Here is a 22092-nt window from a genome sequence, read left to right as displayed (position 1 = left end):
GGGAGGCTCATGAGTCGTACGGGTCAGCGCCGCCCGCGTCGCGCCTTCAGGTAGTCACTGACCACGTACTCACCCAGGCTGTCGAGACCCGGGGTGAACACGCGTCCACCGTTGCGCCGGGCGATCGCGTCGACGAACCGGCGCAGGCCCTCGTTCTCGCCCAGCATGAACATGTTGATCGCCGCGCCGTAGCGGGTCAGCGCGTCGACCTCGGCCACGGTCAGGCTGATGGTCTGCGGGGTCGGCGGCCAGTTGAAGTACGCCTCACCGTCTTCCAGGTGCGCGGTGGGCTCGCCGTCGGTGACCACGAGCACCACCGGCTCGGCGTCCGGGTGCCGGCGCAGGTGCCGCCCGGCGATCGACAGGGCGTGCTGCAGGTTGGTGCCCTGCACGTAGTCCGGCTCGATGCCGGCCAGCTGCTCGACCGTGAGTTTCGTGGCGTAGCGCCCGAATCCGACGATCTGCAGCGCGTCCTGCGGGAACCGGGTCGCGACCAGGTGGGCCAGGGCGAGCGCGGTCTCCTTCATCGGGCCCCAGCGACCCTCGGAGATCATCGAGTACGACAGGTCCACGCACAGCGCCACCGCGGCACTGGCGCGGCGTTCGGTCTCGACGACCTCGAAGTCTTCCGGGGCCATCGTGAGTGCTGCCCCCTGAGAAGCGCTCCGGTGCACCGCGTTGCGCAGTGAACGCACCACGTCGAGCGGCTGCTCGTCCCCGAACTCCCACTTGCGCGAACTGCCGGTGGCCTCCCCGGCCGCCCCCGCGTCGCGGATGTCGTGCTCGCCCCGCCGCCCGGAGCCCAGGTGCGCGAACACCTGACGCAGCGCGGTCTGGCCGAGTCGCCGCAAGGCCTTGGGGGAGAGGGTGAGTGCGCCGTCGGCGCGGGTCAGCCAGCCCTGCCGTTCCAGTTCCCGCTCGAGCTCCTGCAGCGCCTGCACGTCGGCGGCCGCCCCGGCGCCGAGCGAGCGCTCCACGGTCTCCACGTCGACGTCGTCGAGCGTGGCGCCCGGATGGCTCTGGCTGAGCTGGTCGATCAGGTCGTCGAGATCGGCCAGCTCCTGCAGCGCACCGGCGGCCTCGCCGTAGCCCATCTCGCCCTGGCCGCGCATGCGCCGGCCCTCGCCTCGGCCTTCGCCCCAGCCCTCGCCGGGCCTCAAGGCCCTCAGGTTGTCGGTCAGCCGGCCCATTTTCGACTGCAGCCCGTCGTTGCCCAGGGCCTGTTGCATGAGGCCCTGGAGCTCTTCGCGTTGCTGCGGGCTGAGCGCGTTCATCAGGCGTTCCGCGGCCGCCGCCTGGCGGGCCAGCGAATCGATGAGTTCCTCGACGTTCTGCGGGTCGTCGGGGAACATCTCGCCGTGCCTGTCCATGAACCGCTGGAAGTCCTCGGGTGTGTCCTCACCGCGAGCGTGCTTCTCCAGCAACCCGTTCAGGTCGTCGAGCATCTCGTTCATGGCCGCCATGGCGGCCGCGCGCTGCTGGGGGTCGGCGTCCGGCCCGAGCCCCTGCAGGGCGTTGCGCATGCCGTTGAACTGCTGGTCGATGACGTCGGTGCGCAGGCCGTCGAGGATCTGGCGGTAGATCTGCTCGGCCTCCTTCGAGGCCCAGCGGTATTCCGAGAGTTCCTGCACCGCGGCCGCGGTCGACCGGGGCAGGGCGTCGAGCTGGGCCTCGGAGAACCGCGCGTCGTCACCCTCGCGCAGCGCCAGCTCTTCTTTCTCGGCGGCCAGGGCCTGGTCGAGCTGGGCCCGGGCCCGGGTCACCGCTCCGTCGAGCCGCCCGCGCCGGGAGGTCTCGCGGCGCCGGCGTTCGGCCCGGGCCCGCAGTTCGTCGAGCCCGGTGCGGCGGCCGTTCTCGTCGGGCAGGCCGCGTCGCAGCAGGTCGCGCAGGGCCTCTCGGACGTTCTCGCCGCTGAGCACCCGGTCGCCGAGCGCGTCGAGGGCCCGGCGCACGTCGTACGGCGCGGCCAGCGGGTCGGGCCCGCCCCGCCACGGACCGTACCGGTATCGGGGATCGCGCCGGCGTGGGCTCATTCGCCGTCGCCCCCGTAGACGGTGCGCCCGTCGTCGAGGGTGTCCTTGGCCAGGCGGCGGGTGAGATGCAGCCCCTCGAGCGTGAACTCGATGGCGCTGGCGGCGTCGGCCGGGCTCGGGACCTCGTCGAAGCCGAGCCTCTCGAGCACGCTGGAGAGCCCGGGCACCGTGCCCAGCTGGGCCAGCAGGTCGTTCGAGGCCACGGCCTCACCGGTGGAGACGCCCTCGCCCTCGGCCACCGCCGCGACGATGCCGGTCAGGTCGATGCCCGCGAGCCGGCCCCGCCAGGTCTCGGCCACCGAGCGGCGCAGCAGGTGGTCGAGCAGCTCGACCTCGCGGCCCTCGCCGTCGGCCTCGAACTCGACCTTGCCGCGCAGGGTGCCGGTGATCGCCTCGGTGTCGCCGACCCGGGCGACCGGGGTGCCCTCCTCGCCGTTCAGCGTGGCCCGGCGCAGCGCGGACGCCGCGACGGTCTCGGCCGCCGCGATCGAGAACCGCGCCGAGACCCCGGAGCGCTGGTCGACGGCGTTGGACTCGCGCACCGCGCGGGTGAACCGGGCCAGCACCTCGACCAGGTGCTCGGGCAGCGTGGCGACCAGCTCGGCCTCCTGCCGCACGAGCGTCATCTCGAGTTCGAGGTCGGCCGGGTAGTGGGTGCGGATCTCGGCGCCGAAGCGGTCTTTCAGCGGGGTGATGATGCGCCCGCGGTTGGTGTAGTCCTCCGGGTTGGCGCTGGCGAGCAGCAGCACGTCGAGGTCGAGCCGCAGCACGTAACCGCGCACCTGCACGTCGCGCTCCTCGAGCACGTTCAGCAGGGCCACCTGGATGCGCTCGGCCAGGTCGGGCAGCTCGTTGACGGCCATGATGCCGCGGTGCATGCGGGGGACCAGGCCGAAGTGGATGGTCTCGGGATCGCCCAGGGTGCGGCCCGCGGCCACCTTCATCGGGTCGACGTCGCCGATCAGGTCGCCGACGCTGGTGTCGGGCGTGGCCAGTTTCTCGGCGTAGCGGGACTCGCGGTGCACCCAGGCCACGGGCAGGTCGTCGCCGAGCTCGGCGGCGCGGCGGATCGAGGCCGGGGTCACCGGGTCGTAGGGGTGCTCGTTCAGTTCGGCGCCCTCGATCACCGGTGTCCACTCGTCGAGCAGGCCGACGATGGTGCGGATGAGGCGGGTCTTGCCCTGACCGCGCTCGCCCAGCAGCACCACGTCGTGGCCGGCCAGCAGGGCGCGTTCGAGGTCGGGGAGCACGGAGTCGTCGAAGCCGACGACGCCCGGGAAACGGGTCTTGCCGGCGCGCATCAGCTCGAGCAGGTTGGCCGAGATCTCCTGCTTCACGGTGCGGTGCACGTGACCGGAGGCACGCAGCGCGCCGAGCGTGGTGGGCAGGTTTTCGGGCGTCGTGGTCTCAGGGGAGATCGTCACGCGAAGACCGTACGTCTGCCGGGGGCATGGCGGCACCCCGGAACGGCTATTGCGCCGGGAGCGTGATCGGGAATAAACGAGCAGTTCAACCCGATTGAGGACGCCGGACGGCCGGTGCGCTCCGGCGCCCCCCGGGTGGCCTTCCGCAGATCTTCAGCGGGGCCCGAACCGGGCCTCGCTGCGGGCGCGGGCCTTGGCCGCCTCCACCTCGCGGTTCTTCGGCGGGGCCGTGGTGACCAGTTCGTCGAGCAGCTGGTTGGTGTGCTCGGTGATCGCCGCGACCGCCCGCGCGAACGCCTCCTCGTTGGCCTTCGAGGGTGCCGCCGTGCCGGCGATCTTGCGCACGTACTGCAACGCGGCGGCGCCCACCTCGTCGCGGGTGGCGGGCGGCTCGAAGTTGGCGAGGGTACGGATGTTCCGGCACATGGTCGGCTCCCTGATCGGAATCGGAACGGGTTCTACGAACTCAGACGATCCTGCAGCCCGGAACTCACCGCGGGCCAGTCCTCGGTGGTGATCGAGAACATCACGGTGTCACGCATCGAGCCGTCGACGCGAGGCTGGTAACGCCGCAGCACCCCCTCGAACCGCGCCCCCAGCTTGGCGATGGCCCGCTGCGAGCGCTGGTTGCGCACGTCGGTCTTGAGCTGGACCCGGCCCACGCCCAGCTGGTCGAAGGCCACCGTCAGCAGGGCCAGCTTGGCGCTCGGGTTGACCCGGGTGCCCCACACCGCCGGGGTGTAGGCCGTCCACCCGATCTCCAGGCGGGCCGAGGCGGGCACCACGTCGAGGAACGACGTGGTGCCGACGACCGCGTCCTTCTCGAGCCCGGCGACCGCCTCGTCCAGCCGCACCACCCAGGCGACGTCTCCCCGTGCGTCCATCCGCTGCGTGATCGAGTCGGTGAGCTGCCGCGGGTCGGAGAAGCGACCCGGCACGTGCGCCCACACCGCATCGTGGTCGAGGGCCTCGAACAGCTCGTCGGCGTCGGCGGGCGTGAACGGCGTGAGCCGCACCGCCCCGGCCCTCGCCTCGACGCCGGGCGGCAGCGGCCAGACCATCGGGGGCCAGGAGCTGTCGTCGGGCCGGTTGTCGGTGAGGGGGGTGAAAGACACGGGAAACTCCGGGATCTGGGTTCGTCGGGGGTTCGGGAGTGCTCAGACCGTGGTGAGGTCGTCGTCCATCGTGTGCGGGCGGCCCTGGGCGTGCCAGGCCCGCGACAGCACCTCGGTCATCGCCACCAGGTCGGCCGACGGCCGCGCGAACGGCAGCCGGATCCGCGCCTCGAACGCACCGTCGAGCCCGAACCGCGGCCCGGGCGTGAGCCACACCCCCATCGACCGGGCGGCCGCGGCCACGTGCGAACTGCGCGGCTCGGGCAGGTGGCACCACAGCGAGATCCCGCCCTGCGGCAGGGGAACGACCCACCCGGGCAGGTTCTGGGCCAGGGCCTCGCGCAGCGCCAGGGCCCGCCCGGCCACCAGCTGCTGACGGTGCGCCTTGATCTGGTCGAGGTTCTCCAGCAGGTGCGCGGTGGCCAGCTGCTCGAGCAGCGGCCCGCCCAGGTCTTCGTTGCCGCGGGCCAGGCCGAGCCGGCGGATCAGCGGCTGCGACGCCCGCACCCACCCGATCCGCAGCCCGCCCCAGAACGTCTTGGACGCCGAGCCCAGCGTGATCACGTGCTCGGCCGGCGCGAAACCGGCCAGCGGGCGCGGCATCGGCAGGGGCTCGGAACCCTCTCGGCCCTGGGCGGTGGGGATCGCCGTGCGCAGGTCGAGCTCACGCATCGTCTCGTCGACGATGATGCGGCACCCGGTGTCGGCGATCATCGCGCCCAGCTCACGCCGGTCGTCCTCGGTCATCAGCCGGCCCGTGGGGTTCTGGAAGTCGGGCATCACGTAGGCCAGGTGCGCCCCGGTCTGCCGGATCAGCGTGGCCATCCGCCCGATGTCCCACCCGGCCTCGACCGGCAGCGGCACGCAGCGCCCGCCCCGGGTCCGGATCGCCTGCGCCGCCGCCGGATAGGTCGGGTGCTCGACCAGCACCCGGTCGCCGCGCTCCATCACCAGGCTCAGCACCAGGTGCAGGGCCTGCAGGGCGCCGTTGGTGACGAGGATCTGCTCGGGCGTCGTGGGCAGCCCGGCCGCGGTGTAGCGCTGGGCGATGCGGTCGCGCAGCAGGGGGAGGCCACTGGTGACGTAGCCGTTGCCGGGCAGGAACCGCGGCATCTCGGCGAGCGCGGCCTGGTAGGCCGGGTAGAGCTCGGCCGGTGCCTCCAGCGCGGCGCTGGAGAAGTCGCCGCGGGCCCCGGCCGGGTCGGGCTCGCCGCTGAGGTGCTCGGGCCAGATCGGGGCCTCCCCACGGCCTTCGCTGCGGGGCAGGGTGGTCCAGGTGCCGGCGCCCTGACTGCCCTCGGCGAAACCGGCCTCGCGCAGCAGCCGGTAGGCCGACGTGGTGGTGGTGCGACTGGTCTGCAGCGCCTCGGCGAGCGTGCGCTCCGACGGCAGCACGGTGTCGACGGGCAGACGGCCGTCGAGCACCAGCAGACGGAGCCGGTCGGCCAGGGCGCGGTAGCCCGGGATGCCCTCGCCCCCGGTGCGCCACTCCGTCAGCATTGGCATGAGTTCGCGGGCACTCACACGACCTCTTTGCTGAATTGGCTGTTTCCGGGCGGGTGGCATGTGGCCAGTCTCTAGGGATTGGCTATGGGAAGCAAGGCCAAAAAGAGGACACTGGACGTATGGCCTTCTTCATTGTGTTCGCCGCCCTGATCGTCACCATCGCCGTCGCCCCCTGGGTCGGCAAGGACTCGCGGGAGCTCGACCCCGACCGTCACGAGGCGGTTCATCCCCTCGCCGCCGACGCCGGTCTGAACGTCCGCTGATCCGCTGAGCCGGGTAGCTCCGGTGGCACCGCCGCCACCGGACGTCACTGTCCTCACCTCCGTCACGTCGCGGGTCCCATCGGGGCCCGCGACTTCTGCTTTGTCACGGGCTCTGCGCGGGTTTTGTCACGGGCTCTGCGCGGGCTCTGCCGGGATGGACGGGCTGAACGGTGGACGTGGTGGACGGGCCGGGTGCGCGACAGTGGTGTGCGTCACTCGTACCTGAGGGAGGCCCCATGAGCACCGCGCCCACGGACCCACCGGCACCGCACGCTCCGCCGCCCACGGTCTGGCCCACCTTCCGGGCCCGCGACGCCCGGCGGCTGATCGCCTTCCTGACCGAGGCCTTCGGTTTCGAGCAGACCGTCATCCATGAGGACGGCGACGTGGTGCACCATGTCGAGCTGGCCTGGCCGGCCGGGGGCGGGGTGATGTTCGGCTCGGCCCGCAACGACGGCAAGGCCATCTCCGTGGGCGGTTTCAGCTGCTACGTGGTGGTCCCGCCGCACGAGATCGAGGCCCTGCTCGAACGCGCCCGCGGTGCCGGGGCCGTCATCAGCACCGAGCTCTTCGTCACCGACTACGGCTCGACCGACTTCGAGGCGCGGGACCCGGAGGGCAACGCCTGGTACTTCGGGACCTACCCGGGAACGCCCCGGACCTAGGCCCCGTTTCGTACGTCCGTGCCTACTGCGGGGCGCCCGGGACGCCGAACTCGGCAGCGACTCACCGAACAGGTCCTAGCTACGACGACGCTGCCGGGAGGCCGAACTCGGCAGAAGAGGCAGGGGCGTGGGTGGTTTCAGCTGTTTCAGGCGCAGATAGGTCACCACGCGCCCGCCGCCGTGCGTCGCGATCCGGGTCAGGGTGTGCTCCAGGTCTTCCACGTCGCGGGCCACCACCGTGAGCCAGTAGTCCATCTCGCCGGCCACCGTCTCGGCGCTGACCACCTGCGGCAGCAGTTGCACCTCGCGCTCGAACCGCTCCGTGGCCCGGGCGTTCGCGGTGGTGACGGCCATGAACACGGTGAGCGGGAAACCGACCGCGGCGGCGTCGAGGCTGGCGCTGACGATGCGGATCGCCCCGCTCTCCTTGAGCCGGCGCACCCGGTGCAGGGTGGCGGCGGGGGAGAGGCCGACCAGCTCGGCCAGCTCCAGATTCGTCCGATCGGCGTCCTGCTGCAGCTGAGTCAGCAGCTTTACATCAATTTCATCAAGCTCAACGGCCATGAGGCCAAATAATAGTTGGCAACTTTGCCCGGTGTCCGATTTATCGGCATCCCGTGCGGAGAATCGTTGTCATGTTCGCCGCACGTCCGCCTGCCCGGGCCCCCTTCCGCAGCCTCTTCTCCGACCGCCGTACCTCGGCCCTGATCGCGCTCACCGTGGCCGGGATCTCCTGGGGCACCAGTGTTCCCCTGAGCAAGGCCGCGTTCTCCGGCTTCGGGCCCGCCTGGCTGGTCGTGTTCCGCTTCGCGCTCGCCGGGCTGCTGATCGTCGCGGTGGCCCGGCCCCGCCTGCGTCAGGTGCGCCCGGTGCTCTGGCTCTACGGCGCCTTCGGTTACGGCGCCTGCGTGCTGCTCCAGAACCTGGGCCTCGACCGCACCAGCGTCAGTCACGCCGCGCTGCTGCTCGGCTCGGTGCCGATCCTGGTGGCCGTGCTCGCGGTGCTCTTCAACGGGGCCCGGCTCGGGGCGGTGGCCTGGGGCGGTTTCGCGCTGTCGTTCGCGGGCATCGTGGTGGTGGCCGGCGCGGGCGGCGGCGGGGCCACACTGGGCGGTGACCTGATCGTGCTCGGATCCGTCACCATCGGCGCCATCTTCACGCTGGTGCAGGCCCGGCTGCTCGCCGGGCAGGACGTCCTGGCCGTCACCACCGCGCAGTTCTTCGCCTCGGCGGTCGCGGTGACGCCCTTCGCCCTGACCACCGAGGGAGTACCGGTGCCCGGGCAGAACGGTCTGGGCGGCGCGGCGCTGCTCGCCGCGGTCGCGCTCGCGGTGATCGGCACGGTCATGCCCTTCACGCTCTTCGCCTACGGCCAGACCGGTGTGGCTCCCGAGATCGCCGGGGTGTTCCTGAACCTCGAGACGCTGGTCGCGACCGTCATCGCGATCACCCTGCTCGGTGAGCCCGCCGGTCCCGCGCAGATCGGCGGTGGCCTGGCCCTGCTCGTCGGTATCTACATCGGCACGATCCGGCAGTCCCGTTCGGGCCGGCCCGCGGTGGTCGCGGCCCCCTCCCCGGCTCCGGTCTCGGTGCGGGTGCCGATGGCGGACGACGTGCACCGCGGCGCCGTCCCGGTGTCCTCCCCGGTTCCCACCCGCCGGGTCGCCGTCGTCGCCCCGGGTCTCCACCTCGTCCCCAATGCCCTGGGCCTGGGGGCGTTCGACCCGGCCGACCCGATCGCGGCCGAGCTGGAAGACCTGCTGGAACGCGACGGCCGCCCGGCGTTCACCCGGGCCGCCTAGTCCGTCAACCACTGGTTGACGCTGCTCATGCGTCAACCTATGGTTGACGCATGACGGATTCCAGTTCGACGACCCAGAGCGTGCGCCTGGACGACCTGATCCAGGGCATCAAGAAGACCCACACCGAGCCGCTCGAGCAGCTGACCGGCGCGGTCGTGGTCGGTGACTACCTCGGCGAGGTGGCCGACCACCTGATCGGGCACTTCGTCGACGAGGCCCGGCGTTCCGGCGCCTCGTGGGCCGACATCGGCCGCAGCCTCGGCGTGAGCAAGCAGGCCGCGCAGAAGCGCTTCGTGCCCAAGGGCGACAGCGAGCCGGTCGACACGCAGGACGGCTTCAGTCGCTTCACGCCCCGCGCCCGCACCGCCGTGGCCCACGCGCACACCGCCGCCCAGCGCGCCGGAAACGTCCAGGTCGCGCCCGCCCACCTGATCCTGGGGCTGGCTCACGTCCCGGACACGCTGGCCCTGAGGGCACTCGCGGCGCAGGGCGTCGCCGTCGAGGCGCTGGTCGAGGCGGCCACCGCGACCCTGCCCGCCGGTGGTGGCGAGGTGCCCGCTCTCATCCCCTTCGACGGGGCGTCCAAGAAGGTGCTCGAGCTGACCATGCGCACGGCACTGCGCAAGGGGCACGCCCACGTCGGCACCGAGCACATCCTCCTGGCGCTCGCCGAGTACGAGGACGGGCGGGGGGTGCTGGCGTCGCTCGGCGCCTCGACCGAGAGGCTCGAGGCCGACATCGACCGGATCCTGGCCGAGCTCACGCCGTGACCTCACGGCGGGCGTCCGATTAGAAATCGATCACGATCCGGCACCGATGAGCCGCCCGGCCGACGCCGGGCGGCTCCTCCGTTCGGCCGACGCCGATGGGTGAATCCCCTCACGGGGCGGAGCGGAGAGGATGCAAGCTGTTCGTCGTCCATCGTTTTCGGCCTTTTTCGCCTCGGCCCGGAACTGGTGCGGGGGCGGACTCGTTGCACGATGCCGACCGTCTCGCGCGGGTTTTCGGGGTATCGGCGAGTTTGCCTGACGATCCGTCCGGACGTGTATGGTCGGCGGGCGCCCGTCCCTCTTGCGGGGCTTTCGGCGCGCAACCACGACATCGGTCTCCGGCGGCGCAGCCGGGGACCTCGCGCAGGCAGACCGCGGCATCGTCACTCAGAAGGTGTTCCCCGGGCGCCGCAACGAAGGGGTTTGACCGCCGTGAGCTGGCTTGAGGTCATCGTTCTCGGTCTGGTGCAGGGGCTGACCGAGTTCCTCCCGATCTCGTCCTCGGGGCACCTGCGGATCGTGTCCGAGGTGTTCTTCAACCGCGACGCCGGCGCGGCGTTCACCGCGGTGACCCAGCTGGGCACCGAGGCGGCCGTCCTCATCTACTTCGCCAAGGACATCTGGAACCTCTTCATCACCTGGTGCAAGGGGTTCGTCGACGCCGAGGTGCGCCAGACCTTCGACTACCGGATGGCCTGGCTGGTCATCCTGGGCACCATCCCGATCGGTGTGCTCGGCCTGCTCTTCGAGGACGCGATCAAGGAGCCCGCGCGAAACCTCTGGCTGGTCTCCAGCATGCTGGTGATCTTCGGCATCGTGCTCGGTCTGGCCGAGAAGTTCGGCCCGCAGTACCGCGAGCAGGAGAGCCTGACCGTCAAGGACGGCATCATCCTCGGCTTCGCCCAGGCCATGGCGCTGATCCCGGGCGTCTCCCGCTCCGGCGGCACGATCACGGCCGGTCTGGCCCTCGGTCTCAAGCGCGGTGTGGCCGTGCGCTACTCGTTCCTGCTGGCCATCCCCGCGGTCGTGGCCTCCGGCCTGTTCAGCCTGCCGGACGTGACGGCGGGCGACAGCGACGTGAGCGGTCTGCAGATGGCGATCGCCACGATCGTCGCCTTCGTGGTCGGCTACGCGATCATCGCCTGGCTGCTGAAGTTCGTGGAGCGCCACAGCGTCTACGTCTTCGTCGTGTACCGCATCGTGCTGGGCCTGGTCCTGCTCGGCGCGCTCAGCCTGGGTCTGATCTCGGCCACCTGATCGGTGTTCCGCGAAGGGCCGCCCTCCGGGGCGGCCCTTCGTGTTTTGGCACTGTGGTCAGGGCCGGGCGGCCGCGAGGTAGCGATCGGTGGTGCGCCGCTGCACCTTCCGGGCCACGACGGGAAGCAGCCGGCTGCCCCAGAAGGCCTCGCGGCTCACGGCGCTGAGCTCGAAACGCACCCCGTCGCCGTCCGCGACGTAGGCGAAGCGCTCGGCCCCCGCCTCCGGGTGGCCGGGCAGCGCGGCGTAGGTGAAGGCGGCACACCCGTCGGTGTCGGTCACGTCCACCACCCGGCACGGCGCCATCGCCCACACCGGGCCCAGGCGGATGCCGAGCACGACGGTCGCGCCCAGGGCGGCGTCACCGGTGGCCGCGATCCGAAGGCCCGCGCCGCGGTGGATCTCCCAGCCGAACAGGGTGCCGCGGTAGTCCGCGACCGTTCCGGGCAGACGGACCTCGCGGTGGAAACGTTGCGCGTGCGGGGGCGGTCGCTCGAGCCAGGTCGCGGGCCCGCCGGGCTGGAGGCGCCGGGCCGCGGCCAGTGCCCGGTCGAGATCGGGGCGCAGGGCGAAGGTCATCGCGGTGAGGGCGGGTCCACGGCGGCGACGGCCTCCACCTCGACCAGCTGGTGCTCGTAGCCCAGGACGCTGACGCCCAGCAGGGTGCTGGGCGCGTCGTGATCACCGAACGCGTCGTGCACCACGTCCCAGGCCGCGACCAGGTCTTCGCGTCGCGAGGAGGCCACGTACACGGTGGTTTTCAGGACGTCGGAGAGCCCGGCGCCGCTCGCGGCCAGGGCCGCCGTGAGGTTGGCCATGACCTGCGCGGTCTGGGCGGCCACGTCGCCCGGGGCGACGATCTGATCGTGCTGGTCGATCGGGCAGGCGCCCGCGGTGAAGATCAGCCGGCCCCTGTCGACCACGGAGGCGTAGGCGTAGGGAACATCCGGAGCCAGCTCGGCCGGCCGGACGAAGGTGATGGCATCCATGCTGCCTACCCTCACTCACCGGGTGGAACCCCCGCACCCGAATATACGGGGGTCCCGGTGGGGCTACTCGGCCTTGACGCCCGTTCCGTAGAGCACGCCGACGCCGATCGGGCAGGCGACGCCCGTGCCGTGGTCGGGGCAGTAACCGTTGGGGTTCTTGTAGAGGTACTGCTGGTGGTAGTCCTCGGCGTACCAGAAGGTGCCCGCGTCGTGCGCGGACCGCGCCTCGGTGGTGATCGCGCCGAAGCCCGCCTTGTCCAGGGCCGCCTGGTAGGTCGTGCGGCTGGCCTCGTAGGCCTCACGCTGCTCGTCGGTGGTCCAGTAGAACGCCGAGCGGTACTGCGTGCCGAGGTCGTTGCCCTGACGGTAGCCCTGGGTCGGGTCGTGCGACTCCCAGAACGTCTTCAGCAGGTCGTTGATGCTGACCTTGGCCGGGTCGTAGGCGACGAGCACGGCCTCGGTGTGGCCGGTCTGGCTGGAGCAGGTCTCCTCGTACGTCGGGTTCCGGGTGTAGCCACCCTGGTAACCGACGGCCGTCGTGACGACGCCCGGCGTCTGCCAGAACGTCTTCTCCGCGCCCCAGAAACAGCCCATGGCCACGTAGACCACCTGGGTGCCCTCGGGCCAGGGGCCCTCGAGCGGGGTACCGAGAACGGCATGGCCGGCCGGCACGGTGAACGGGCGGCTGTCGCGGCCCGGCAGCGCCTTGTCCTGCTCCACCATCGTGCTCTTCAGCCTGCTGCCGAAAATCATCCGGTCCTCCTCAGGTCCTTCCGGGCGGGACGATCTCCTCCCGCATCCGCTGTGCACAACCACGTCTGGTCCCGATCCGTTCCCGGAGCCGACCGCCGGGGCGGTCAGAACTGTCGGCGCCCGGTAGTAGCTTGGTCGCCGTGAACGAGCCGAACTCGAAGTCCGCGGAATCCCGCTGGTCAACGGCCGGGTTCTCGACCCGGGCCATCCACGTGGGGTCCGAGCCCGACCCCGCCACCGGCGCTGTCGTCACCCCGATCTACCAGACCTCCACCTACGCGCAGGACGGCGTCGGCGGCCTGCGTCAGGGGCTCGGGGTGGGATACGAGTACTCGCGGTCGGGCAACCCGACCCGCACGGCGCTCGAAGACTGTCTGGCCGCGCTGGAGGCCCCCGAGGGTTCGGCCCGGGGTTTCGCCTTCGCCTCCGGGCTGGCCGCCGAAGACGCGCTGATCCGCTCGCTGGTGCGCCCGGGCGACCACATGGTCATTCCCGACGACGCGTACGGCGGCACCTACCGTCTCGTGGCCCGGGTGGCCGGTCCCTGGGGGGTCGAGCACACGCCCGCCTCGCTGGTCGACGTCGATGCCGTGCGCGCCGCCGTCCGTCCCGGCCAGACCCGCCTGGTCTGGGTGGAGACCCCGACCAACCCGCTGCTGTCGGTCTCCGACATCGCCGCGCTGGCCGACGTCGCGCACGCGGCCGGTGCCCTGCTCGTCGTCGACAACACCTTCGCCACGCCCTACCTGCAGCAGCCGCTGAGCCTGGGCGCCGACATCGTCGTGCACTCCACCACGAAGTACGCCGGGGGTCACTCCGACGTGGTCGGTGGCGCCGCGGTGGTGTCCCACGGTGCCTTCGCCCCCTGGATGGACGGCATCGCCGGTCTCGGCGAAAGTGCGGTCGAGCGGGTCGGTTTCCACCAGAACTCGATGGGTGCGATCCCCGGCCCGTTCGACTCCTGGCTGGTGCAGCGCGGTCTCAAGACCCTCGCGGTGCGCATGGAGCGGCACTGCGACAACGCCGAGAAGATCGTCGAGATGCTGCGCCAGCACCCGAAGGTCACCCGGGTGCTCTACCCGTCGATCGACGAGCACCCCGGTCACAAGGCGGCCACCGAGCAGATGCGTCGCTTCGGCGGCATGGTGTCGTTCCAGGTCGCGGGCGGGCAGGAGGCGGCGCTCGAGGTCTGCCGCCGCACCCAGGTGTTCACGCTGGCCGAGTCGCTCGGCGGGGTCGAGTCGCTGATCGAGCACCCGGGCCAGATGACCCACGCCTCGGTGGCCGGGTCCGAGCTCGAGGTGCCCGCCGACCTGGTGCGCATCTCGGCCGGCCTCGAAGACGCCTCCGACCTGGTCGCCGACCTGGAGCAGGCCCTGGGCTGACCTCGACGTGTGATCATGGGCCGATGGCCGAACTGGTGCTCTGCGTCGACGTCGGATCGACCTTCACCAAGGCGCTGCTGGCCGATGTCTCGGACGGTCGGGTGCTGGGCACGTCCCAGCACCCGACCACGTTCCCCGACGTCATGGTGGGGGTGGCCGCCGCTCGTGAGCAGTTGGCGGCGGACGTCGGTGAGCGGCGCACGCGCGGTGCACCCGGGCGGTCGGGTGGCGGTGCGGGCGATGAGGGCACGCACGACGCGTTCTCACGCTCGGGCGGCTCGGGCGGCTCGGGCGGCTCGGTCGGCTCGGTCGGCTCGGGCGGCGGTGCGGAGGGCGAGGGGCCGCGCGGTGCACCCGGGCGGTCGGGGAGCGGTGCGGCTCGGGTCAGTCGGGCCGAGGTGCTTGCCGCCGAGATCCTGGCCTGTTCCAGCGCGGGCGGTGGGCTACGGCTCGCGGTGGTCGGGCACGAGCGCCTCGTCACGGCGGAAGCCGGTCAGCGCGTGGCACTTTCGGCTGGCGGACGGGTCGTGCACCTGAGCTCCGGCCTGCTCACCCGGGCGCAGGTCGACGAGCTGCGAGCCTCGCGTCCCGACCTGATCGTGCTCACCGGCGGCACCGACGGGGGCAACGCCGACGTCCTCGTGCACAACGCGCGCCGCATCGGCATCGCGCGTCTGCCGGTGCCGGTGGTCGTGGCGGGCAATCGTGACGCGTCCGAGGCCGCCGCCGACGAACTACGCCGGCGCGGGCGCTCGGTCACCGTCACCGCCAACGTGCTGCCCCGCATCGGTGACTACGAGCCCGGGCCCGCGCGCGAGGCCATCCGGGAGGCGTTCCTGCGGCACGTCATCGGCGGTAAGGGCCTGTCCCGCAAGGCTTCGCAGATCAATGCACGGTCCTTCGGCCAGCTCGTCCTCGCCCCCACCCCCGACGCGGTGCTCACCGGGGTCGAGGCGCTCGCCGGTCCGCGAGGGCTGCTGCTCGTCGACGTCGGGGGCGCCACCACGGACGTGTACTCGGTTCTGCCCGTGGGCCGACCGGACGACCGGACGGGGGACGTGCCGGACGGCGCGTCGGGCGGCTGGCGGTCGGTGCGCACGGTCGAAGGTGATCTCGGTGTGCGGTCGGGGGCCGTCGGGGTGGTGGACGCGGCCGTGGCCGAAGGGCTGCTGGGGAGTGAAGAGGCCTCAGCGCTGAGGATTTACGCGGAGCGGCGGGCCACGTCAGGTGCACAGGACGGCCCAGAGGCAGAACCAGAGGCCGGGCCGGAATCCGACCGAGGGCCGGGCCGAGTGCCGGGCCGGGAGTCAGGCCGGGAGTCAGGCCGGGAGTCAGGCCGGGAGCCCCAGGAGTCGGGCCGCCGAGCCGATCAGGAGGCCGACGTCCTCCTCGCCGGTCTCGCCGTCACCGTCGCCGTGCGACGGCACGGCCGCCCCCGGCGCCCGGGGGCACCGGCGCGCCCGCTGCGCGACGTCACTCTTCTGGTAGCCGGCGGAGGCGTGTTCCGGCACGCCGACGCACAGGTGTGCCGACGCGTCCTCAAGCAGGTTCTCGACGACCACGCCGGCGGGTGGGCCGTGCCCGAGCACGCCGAGACCGCCCTCGACGTGCACTACACGCTCTTCGCCGCTGGACTGCTCCACGGGCGCGCGCGGCCCGAGGTGGTGGAGCGACTGGCGAACGCCGGCCTGCACATGCTCGAGCACGAGGTGAAGCCGACACGGCCGTGACGGCGCGACACGTGCTGCGTCACCGTGCTGAACGCCCGACACGGGGCAATATGGGAAGGGTGAGCATGGAGCACGACGACCCGACCCGGGTGCGCCCGGCCGAACTCCCGCACGGTCTGCGGGTGAGCGCGGCCTGGGCCTGGCGGGTGTTGCTGATCGCGGGCACGGTCTACCTGCTCTGGCGCATCTTCTCGCAGTACCAGGTGATCTTCGTGCCGCTGCTGGTGGCGCTGATGCTCTCGGCGCTGCTGAAACCCGTGCACCGGGCGCTGGCCCGCGACGACGACAAGGTCGGGCTGCCGAACCCGGCCGCGGCGCTGCTCACCGTGTTCCTCACCATCGTGTTCGTGGCCGGGCTGATGGCCCTGATCGGGCAGCAGGCGGTGAGCGGGTTCGACGAGCTGCGCGACGACGCGGCCGACGGCATCACCGAACTGCAGCAGCAGCTCGCCGACAGCCCCCTGAACCTGACCAACGACCAGCTCAACGACTACATCGCCAGCATCCAGGAGAGCATCCGGGGCAACGGCGGCAGCGAGATCGTCTCCGGTGCGCTGGAAGTCACCAACACCGCGGGGCACGTGCTCACCGGCATCTTCATCGTGCTGTTCGCGACCTACTTCTTCCTCTCCGGCGGCGACCGGATGTGGTCGTGGGTGGTCGGGCTGTTTCCCGCGCCCACCCGCGACAAGGTCCGCGGTTCGGGCGTGCGCGCCTGGGCGACCCTGACCGCCTACGTGCGCGCCACCGTCATCGTCGCCTTCGTCGACGGGGTGGGGGTCGGCATCGGCGCGGCCGTGCTCGGGGTGCCGCTGGCGTTCCCGCTGGGCATGGTCGTGTTCATCGGCGCCTTCGTGCCGATCGTGGGTGCGCTGGTGTCCGGCGCCGCGGCGGTGCTGGTGGCCCTGGTGGCGGTCGGGTTCTGGAAGGCCGTCATCATGCTCGGCATCGTCATCGCCGTGCAGCAGCTGGAAGCGCATGTGCTGCAGCCGTTCCTGCTCGGCCGGGCGGTGCGTGTGCACCCGCTGGCGGTGATCATCGCGATCTCGGCCGGGGTTCTGCTCGCGGGCATCATCGGCGCCCTCTTCGCGGTGCCGTTCGTGGCGGTGGTGAACGTCATCGGCGAGTACCTGGCCGGCCGCGACCCCGACCAGCCGCACGAGCAACCCAGCGAGGAAGAGGTCGGGCCGCTGGCCGACGAGGCCCGCGACGGGGATTCCGAACCCGCGAGCGACGTGGACACCCCTGCGGCCGAGCGGGCCTGAGAACAACGGTCAATGACGGACGCGGCGGTCACCTTCGCGCGAAGGTGACCGCCGCGTCCGTAGGCGGTGAGAAAATCCGGATCAGCCGGTGAAGGGCTTGGCCTCGAGGATCTTGACCTTGATCTCGCGGCCGTTCGGCGCGGTGTACGAGGTAGTGTCGCCCACCTGGTGACCCACGATCGCAGCGCCCAGCGGGCTCTTCTCGCTGTAGACGTCGAGGTCGGTGTCGCCGGCCACCTCGCGGCTGCCGAGCAGGAAGGTCATCTCCTCGCCGGCCAGGTCGATGCGGACGACGCTGCCGGATGCCACCGAACCCTCGTCGGCCGTGGACTCGCCGACCTTCGCGGTCTCGAGCAGCTGGCGCAGCTGGCGGATGCGGGCCTCCATCTTGCCCTGCTGGTCCTTGGCCGCGTGGTAGCCGCCGTTCTCCTTCAGATCGCCCTCGGCGCGGGCCGCCTCGATCGTCTTGGCGATGTCGACGCGGCCCTGGCCCGAGAGATGCTCGAGCTCGTTCTTCAACCGGTCATAGGCGTCTTGGGTCAGCCATGCGACGGCAGCACCGGTCTCGCTCACGGGGCATCTCCATTTCTGGTCGCATAAAGGTCGCGCTATTTCGGCGACGGCGTCCGGGACGAAACCTTGAGCTTAACAAGAAAGCCCGGACTGCAAGTGCAGGGTGCAACGGCGGAGTGTGACGAACGGTTCCGGGCCGCCATTCCTGACGGGGCCCTACCGGTTAGCGGCGAGCGTCTGCCCGGCCATTATCGGGCCACACAGGAAACGACCTCGCCCGCCGTGGCCTCCTCACTGGTGGGGAGCGTCACGGTCATCCGGACCCGCCCGTCGTCGTCGCCCGCCACCTCGACGTCACGCAGGCCCACCTCGGTCTTGAGCGAGTTGAGCGCGTGCAGCGAGCACACGGCCGACGTCGCGCCCCGGTGCAGTTGCACGTCGAAGGTCAGCACCACCTCGGACGGGGAGGTCACCGAGAAGCTGTGGTCCTGCCAGGTGACCTGGTCGCGGTCGATCACGGTGATCCAGAAGATGAAACCCAGCACGAGCACCGCGGCCGTGGCCAGCGCCCCGATCACCAGCCCGCGGCGCGGGGCCCGGCGGCGGCGCCCGTACCGGTCGGCCAGGGCGTCGTGAGGAACGGGCTCGGTGGCCGGGGAAGTCACGGGTCTCTACCTCTGATCGCTACGGTTCGTGACACTGCCACGCAGGCGTGCCAGTCGTGGTCCGGGAATGCCCGGGCGTCCGACATGATTGTCCCCTCAGATCGGCTGCGCGCGTCAGTGGGGGAGTCGCCGTCGCGCGCCCGCATCCGCCCAGGCGATGTGAACGCGCATCGTGACGACATCTTGACCCCCAGGAGGACCCGGCATGGCCGAGCAGCTCAGGCTCATGGCGGTGCACGCGCATCCCGACGACGAGTCCAGCAAGGGCGCGGCCACGATGGCCCGCTACGTGGACGAGGGCGTCGACGTCCTGGTGGTCAGCTGCACCGGGGGTGAGCGCGGCGACGTGCTCAACCCGAAGCTGCAGGGCGACCCCGAGATCGAGCGGGACCTGCCCGAGCGGCGCCGCAAGGAGATGGCCGCCGCGGCGGCCGCGCTCGGTATCCGCCACCACTGGCTCGGGTTCGTCGACTCCGGCCTGCCCGAGGGCGACCCGCTGCCGCCGCTGCCCGAGGGCTGCTTCGCCGTGCAGCCGCTCGAGGTGGCCTCGGCCCCGCTGGTGCGTCTGGTGCGCGAGTTCCGCCCGCACGTGATGACCACCTACAACGAGCTCGGTGGCTATCCGCACCCCGACCACATCATGACCCACAAGGTCTCGGTCGAGGCCTTCGAGGCGGCCGGCGACCCGACCCGCTACCTCGACAGCGGCGAGCCCTGGAGCCCGCTCAAGCTCTACTACGACGTGGGCTTCTCGACCGCCCGGATGATGGCGTTCCACGAGGCGCTGCTGGCCATGGGCAAGGAGTCGCCGATGGGTGAGTGGCTCGAACGCCGGAACCAGGCCGACGCCCCGCCGGAGCGCAAGATCACCACCCAGGTCAACATCGTCGGCTGGATGGACCGCCGCGACGCCGCGTTGCGGGCCCACGCCACGCAGATCGACCCGGACGGCTGGTTCTTCGCGATCCCGAACGAGGTGCAGGCCCAGACCTGGCCGACCGACGACTTCGAGCTGGCGCGTAGTCTGGTCGACACGGAGCTTCCGGAGGACGACCTGTTCGCCGGCATCCGTGACCGCGCGAAGGTCTAGACGGAACTGGGTGCTGGTGCAGTGATGGGTTCAGCGACGCTGGTCGCCGTGACGCTTGCGACGACGAAGCCGGACGCGGTGCGGGTGCCCGACGCCGACACGGTCTCGCCCGGGTTCGCCGGGTTCGTGGCGATCTTCTGCCTGGCCGTGGCCACGGTGCTGATCATCCGCGCCATGACCCGCAGCATGCGCCGGGTGAAGTTCAAGGCCGACGAGGAGGCGCGGGCCGAGGCGGCTTCGGCTTCCCCGTCGGCCGAGGCTTCGCAGGCGCCCGAGGCCTCGTCGCCGGTGTCAGGGACGGTTCAGACCCCGAGCCAGGGCTAGAGCCCCCGGCACGTCGTCGACGACCAGCGCGTCGACACCGGCCGCGGCCAGGTCCGCGGCCGGGCCCAGGCCCGGTGACCAGGCCAGCACCTGCAGCCCCGCCCGGTGCGCGATGTCGATCGCGTAGCCGGGCGGCCGGTGGTGCGGCGCCGAGTCGGTGCCGTTGGCCCCGAACGACTTCCAGTGCGTCGACAGCACCTCGACGCCCAGCCGCGCGGCGGCCGGCACGGCCTTGCGCAGCGGGAACGAGATCCAGGTGATCAGCCCGCGAGGCACCCCGGGCAGGGCCTGGCCGACGAACAGCAGCGACGCCGGGTCGAACGAGGTCACCACCACCGGCCGGCGGGAGTGCTCGGCGGCCAGCGTCGGCAGCAGCAGCCCGGTGGTGTCCTCCGAGGGCTTCAGCAGGGCGTCTTCGAGGGCGGTCTTCACATCGAAGATCACGCCGACGCCGTCGGGCAGCACCTCGAGCAGGTCGTCGAGGGCGAGCAGCCCGGCGGCCCGGGCCTGGCCGGTGGTCAGGTCGGACACGAACCGGGCGTCGTCCAGCCCGACGCTGGGCCAGTGGTGCACGAACAGCCCGCCGTCGCGCGTGCGGCGCACGTCGACCTCGAGCCACGGCACCCCGTGCCGCAGGGCCTCCTGGAAGGCGGGCAGCGAGTTCTCCGGCCAGCCCTCGACGTTCTTGCCGAAGCCCCGGTGCGAGGCGATCGCGAGTCCTGGCCCGAACGGCCCGGGGATGCTGTTCACGACAGACATCTGATCAGAGGCGGCCGGCTCCGTCTGTCACCGGGGCACCCTCGGCGACCTCAGCTGGGGCCACCGCTCCAGGCCGAAGCTCTTGGGGAACCTCGATCTCCTCGACATTCTCCTCGGGCTGGGCGTATTCCGACGAGGCCTCGGCCGGGGTCACGTCGCCCACCGCGTCGCCGGAGGCCGCCGCCGCGGCCGAGGGGTGCGTCTGCCGGTTCGGCAGCAGCGCGACCATCTCGTCGCGCTGCGCCGCCACCTCGGTGACCGCGTCGAGGAAGCGCTGCGTGCTCTCACCCGGCGCGATGTCACCGAAGTAGAAGCGCCGCATCGCGATCCGCTCGGCCAGGCGCGAGTCGTGGGCCAGGCGGTCGGCCAGCACCGTGCCGAAAGAGCCCACGGTGTCGCTGTTCACGACGTCGGAGGCGCCGCTGATCGGGGCGTCGACGGCCAGCTGGGTGGGGTTGTCGCGGCGGTCGGTGATGAAGAGCGGGGCGTCGTTGCGCAGGTAGAGGAAGTCCAGGCCGACGCTCGAGACGTCGGTGACCATGGCGTCGCACTCCTGGAACAGGGCCAGGATCGAGCCCTCCATGGCGGTCGCGTGACCGGCGAGAGGTTCGGCCTCGGCGGCCTTCTCGATCATCGCCAGGATCTCGCGGTGCCCGCCCACGACCTCGAGCGTGGTGCTGCTCGCGACCCGGGGGTGCGGCCGGTAGACCACGCGCACACCGTCGAGAGCCAGCAGCTGGCGCACGATCTCGGCGCCGTAGCGGTCGACCGAGGTGTAGTTGTTGAAGTCGTTCTCGCCCTCCCAGGTGGGGGCGTAGATGACGGTCCTGCGGTCGGACGGCTCCAGCACGGTCTCGAACGACAGGTCGAGCTGCGGGCGGCCGGTGCGCACCAGCTTGGTGTGGTCGAAGTTGATCAGCGCGGCGGCGTGCCGGCGCTCGGCCGCCTCACCCGCGACGAACACCCGGTCGTAGGCCTTGGCCTGGTTGGAGACCATGCTGACCTTGTCGCTCTCACCGTGGTTCACGTGCACGTGGAGCATCGTGGCGACGGCCAGCGACTGGAAGTTGGCGACGCCGTTGTTGACGTAGATCGCGACCTTGGGGTCGAGCTCGTCGTACAGCTCGAGCACGTCGGCCAGGCGCCGCACGTAGACGGTCGGCAGCGGGGTGCGCTCGCTCAGGTTGTTGAACGAGGCCTTCGACCGCATCACCACGACCACCGGGTGACGGCGGTGCAGTTCCTCGAGAACCGGCAGCCACTGGTCGAGCTGGTACATCTTGCGACGGTCCTCGGCGAAGTACACGACCACCTCGGCGGCCGGTGCGGGGCCCTCCGGCACCCGGTTCAGCCGCGGCCCCCGGGTGGGCTTGCGCCGGCCCATCGACCTCCGCTTGTTGTTGATCGTGTTCGTCAGCGCGCCGAACGTGGCCGGGCTGGGCGAACGGAGGAAGCGGGACACGGAGGTAGGCAGCGCCATCGGGGGTCTGGTGCCTTTCGCGAATCGGTCGTACGGGGGAGGGACCGGCGCCGAGCATATGCGCCGTCCGAGCCTTTGTTCTCATCCGGAGATCTGCGCGTTTGCCTGATCGTTCTTTCGCGTTCAGATCGTTACACGCGTCCCTGCCACCTCGGCGGATGGCTCTGAGTGAGATCGGCCGGCAGGCCGCCAGGCTGAACCTGACGCTCCGTTGCCATTTGTGCTTGTCGCGCAAGGGAACGAGACTGAGCGCGAAGAGGGCCGGCACATGAACGCAGTGCTAATGTTCTTCGACTCGAGCCGA

General features: G+C 71.4%; 23 protein-coding genes. 10 read left to right on the top strand and 13 right to left on the bottom strand.

What is annotated here, in order from left to right:
- Positions 1 to 23: 23 nt before the first annotated feature.
- The 5 genes from J2S57_RS06645 to yczR form a co-directional block, all read right to left on the bottom strand.
- The gene (locus tag J2S57_RS06645) at positions 24 to 2033 is read right to left on the bottom strand and encodes a vWA domain-containing protein (RefSeq protein ID WP_307239482.1); all 2010 of its coding nucleotides are present in this window, start codon (positions 2031 to 2033) and stop codon (positions 24 to 26) included.
- Positions 2030 to 3457 (bottom strand): magnesium chelatase ATPase subunit I, encoded by a 1428-nt coding sequence (locus J2S57_RS06640; RefSeq protein WP_307239480.1) that lies wholly within the window; start codon positions 3455 to 3457, stop codon positions 2030 to 2032. Before J2S57_RS06640 ends, J2S57_RS06645 begins: the two co-directional genes overlap by 4 nt.
- Before the next feature lie 153 nt (positions 3458 to 3610).
- Entirely contained in the window at positions 3611 to 3883 is a 273-nt protein-coding gene (locus J2S57_RS06635; protein WP_307239478.1) for a DUF2277 domain-containing protein, read from the bottom strand.
- A gap of 32 nt (positions 3884 to 3915) precedes the next feature.
- Positions 3916 to 4572: a GNAT family N-acetyltransferase gene (locus tag J2S57_RS06630; RefSeq protein ID WP_307239476.1), complete on the bottom strand. Its 657-nt coding sequence runs from the start codon at positions 4570 to 4572 to the stop codon at positions 3916 to 3918.
- Between the two features lie 42 nt (positions 4573 to 4614).
- A complete protein-coding gene (yczR, locus tag J2S57_RS06625; protein ID WP_460021810.1) occupies positions 4615 to 6138 on the bottom strand; it encodes a MocR-like transcription factor YczR in 1524 nt (507 codons plus the stop codon).
- Between the two features lie 59 nt (positions 6139 to 6197).
- On the opposite strand from yczR, the gene J2S57_RS06620 reads away from it, so the two are divergent.
- A complete protein-coding gene (locus J2S57_RS06620) occupies positions 6198 to 6341 on the top strand; it encodes a hypothetical protein (protein WP_307239473.1) in 144 nt (47 codons plus the stop codon).
- Between the two features lie 236 nt (positions 6342 to 6577).
- On the top strand, positions 6578 to 7006 hold the full coding sequence (locus J2S57_RS06615) for a VOC family protein (protein WP_307239471.1): 429 nt from the start codon (positions 6578 to 6580) through the stop codon (positions 7004 to 7006).
- A gap of 75 nt (positions 7007 to 7081) precedes the next feature.
- Here J2S57_RS06615 and J2S57_RS06610 read toward each other — a convergent pair whose 3' ends face one another.
- Positions 7082 to 7570: an Lrp/AsnC family transcriptional regulator gene (locus J2S57_RS06610; RefSeq protein ID WP_307239469.1), complete on the bottom strand. Its 489-nt coding sequence runs from the start codon at positions 7568 to 7570 to the stop codon at positions 7082 to 7084.
- 71 nt (positions 7571 to 7641) lie between these two features.
- Between J2S57_RS06610 and J2S57_RS06605 the strand changes: the two genes are divergently transcribed.
- From J2S57_RS06605 to J2S57_RS06595, 3 genes are all read left to right on the top strand, one after another.
- Positions 7642 to 8808 (top strand): DMT family transporter, encoded by a 1167-nt coding sequence (locus tag J2S57_RS06605; protein WP_307239467.1) that lies wholly within the window; start codon positions 7642 to 7644, stop codon positions 8806 to 8808.
- Positions 8809 to 8858: 50 nt separating this feature from the next.
- The gene (locus J2S57_RS06600; protein ID WP_307239464.1) at positions 8859 to 9578 is read left to right on the top strand and encodes a Clp protease N-terminal domain-containing protein; all 720 of its coding nucleotides are present in this window, start codon (positions 8859 to 8861) and stop codon (positions 9576 to 9578) included.
- Between the two features lie 432 nt (positions 9579 to 10010).
- Positions 10011 to 10835: an undecaprenyl-diphosphate phosphatase gene (locus J2S57_RS06595; RefSeq protein ID WP_307239462.1), complete on the top strand. Its 825-nt coding sequence runs from the start codon at positions 10011 to 10013 to the stop codon at positions 10833 to 10835.
- 57 nt (positions 10836 to 10892) lie between these two features.
- On the opposite strand, the gene J2S57_RS06590 is transcribed toward J2S57_RS06595, so the two are convergent.
- From J2S57_RS06590 to msrA, 3 genes are all read right to left on the bottom strand, one after another.
- Positions 10893 to 11414 carry a DUF1990 family protein gene (locus J2S57_RS06590; RefSeq protein WP_307239460.1) on the bottom strand — a complete coding sequence of 174 codons (522 nt, stop codon included), beginning with the start codon at positions 11412 to 11414 and terminating at the stop codon, positions 10893 to 10895.
- Positions 11411 to 11824, bottom strand: a complete 414-nt coding sequence (locus tag J2S57_RS06585; protein ID WP_307239459.1) for a RidA family protein — start codon at positions 11822 to 11824, stop codon at positions 11411 to 11413. Before J2S57_RS06585 ends, J2S57_RS06590 begins: the two co-directional genes overlap by 4 nt.
- A gap of 63 nt (positions 11825 to 11887) precedes the next feature.
- The gene (msrA, locus tag J2S57_RS06580; RefSeq protein WP_307239457.1) at positions 11888 to 12577 is read right to left on the bottom strand and encodes a peptide-methionine (S)-S-oxide reductase MsrA; all 690 of its coding nucleotides are present in this window, start codon (positions 12575 to 12577) and stop codon (positions 11888 to 11890) included.
- Between the two features lie 140 nt (positions 12578 to 12717).
- On the opposite strand from msrA, the gene J2S57_RS06575 reads away from it, so the two are divergent.
- The 3 genes from J2S57_RS06575 (at position 12718) to J2S57_RS06565 (ending at position 16957) form a co-directional block, all read left to right on the top strand.
- Positions 12718 to 13962, top strand: coding sequence for a cystathionine gamma-synthase (locus J2S57_RS06575; protein WP_307239455.1), 1245 nt, complete (start codon positions 12718 to 12720; stop codon positions 13960 to 13962).
- Positions 13963 to 13985: 23 nt separating this feature from the next.
- Entirely contained in the window at positions 13986 to 15692 is a 1707-nt protein-coding gene (locus J2S57_RS06570) for a glutamate mutase L (RefSeq protein WP_307239453.1), read from the top strand.
- 65 nt (positions 15693 to 15757) lie between these two features.
- Positions 15758 to 16957 carry an AI-2E family transporter gene (locus tag J2S57_RS06565; RefSeq protein ID WP_307251000.1) on the top strand — a complete coding sequence of 400 codons (1200 nt, stop codon included), beginning with the start codon at positions 15758 to 15760 and terminating at the stop codon, positions 16955 to 16957.
- 81 nt (positions 16958 to 17038) lie between these two features.
- Here the strand turns inward: J2S57_RS06565 and greA are convergent, their stop codons facing one another.
- Positions 17039 to 17530, bottom strand: coding sequence for a transcription elongation factor GreA (gene greA / locus J2S57_RS06560; protein ID WP_307239450.1), 492 nt, complete (start codon positions 17528 to 17530; stop codon positions 17039 to 17041).
- A gap of 188 nt (positions 17531 to 17718) precedes the next feature.
- Positions 17719 to 18135: a DUF4307 domain-containing protein gene (locus tag J2S57_RS06555; RefSeq protein ID WP_307239449.1), complete on the bottom strand. Its 417-nt coding sequence runs from the start codon at positions 18133 to 18135 to the stop codon at positions 17719 to 17721.
- A gap of 205 nt (positions 18136 to 18340) precedes the next feature.
- On the opposite strand from J2S57_RS06555, the gene mca reads away from it, so the two are divergent.
- Together mca and J2S57_RS06545 are read left to right on the top strand one after the other, a co-directional pair.
- Positions 18341 to 19225, top strand: a complete 885-nt coding sequence (gene mca, locus J2S57_RS06550; RefSeq protein ID WP_307239447.1) for a mycothiol conjugate amidase Mca — start codon at positions 18341 to 18343, stop codon at positions 19223 to 19225.
- Between the two features lie 48 nt (positions 19226 to 19273).
- Positions 19274 to 19549, top strand: coding sequence for a hypothetical protein (locus tag J2S57_RS06545; RefSeq protein ID WP_307239445.1), 276 nt, complete (start codon positions 19274 to 19276; stop codon positions 19547 to 19549).
- Here the strand turns inward: J2S57_RS06545 and J2S57_RS06540 are convergent.
- The gene (locus tag J2S57_RS06540; protein ID WP_307239443.1) at positions 19517 to 20299 is read right to left on the bottom strand and encodes a glycerophosphodiester phosphodiesterase; all 783 of its coding nucleotides are present in this window, start codon (positions 20297 to 20299) and stop codon (positions 19517 to 19519) included. The two genes, J2S57_RS06545 and J2S57_RS06540, sit on opposite strands and share 33 nt — an antisense overlap.
- A gap of 13 nt (positions 20300 to 20312) precedes the next feature.
- Positions 20313 to 21770 (bottom strand): CDP-glycerol glycerophosphotransferase family protein, encoded by a 1458-nt coding sequence (locus tag J2S57_RS06535; RefSeq protein ID WP_307239441.1) that lies wholly within the window; start codon positions 21768 to 21770, stop codon positions 20313 to 20315.
- Positions 21771 to 22092 lie beyond the last annotated feature (322 nt).

This window comes from Kineosporia succinea (assembly GCF_030811555.1).
GTDB lineage: Bacteria > Actinomycetota > Actinomycetes > Actinomycetales > Kineosporiaceae > Kineosporia > Kineosporia succinea.
This window is presented reverse-complemented; position numbering and strand designations above follow the sequence as displayed.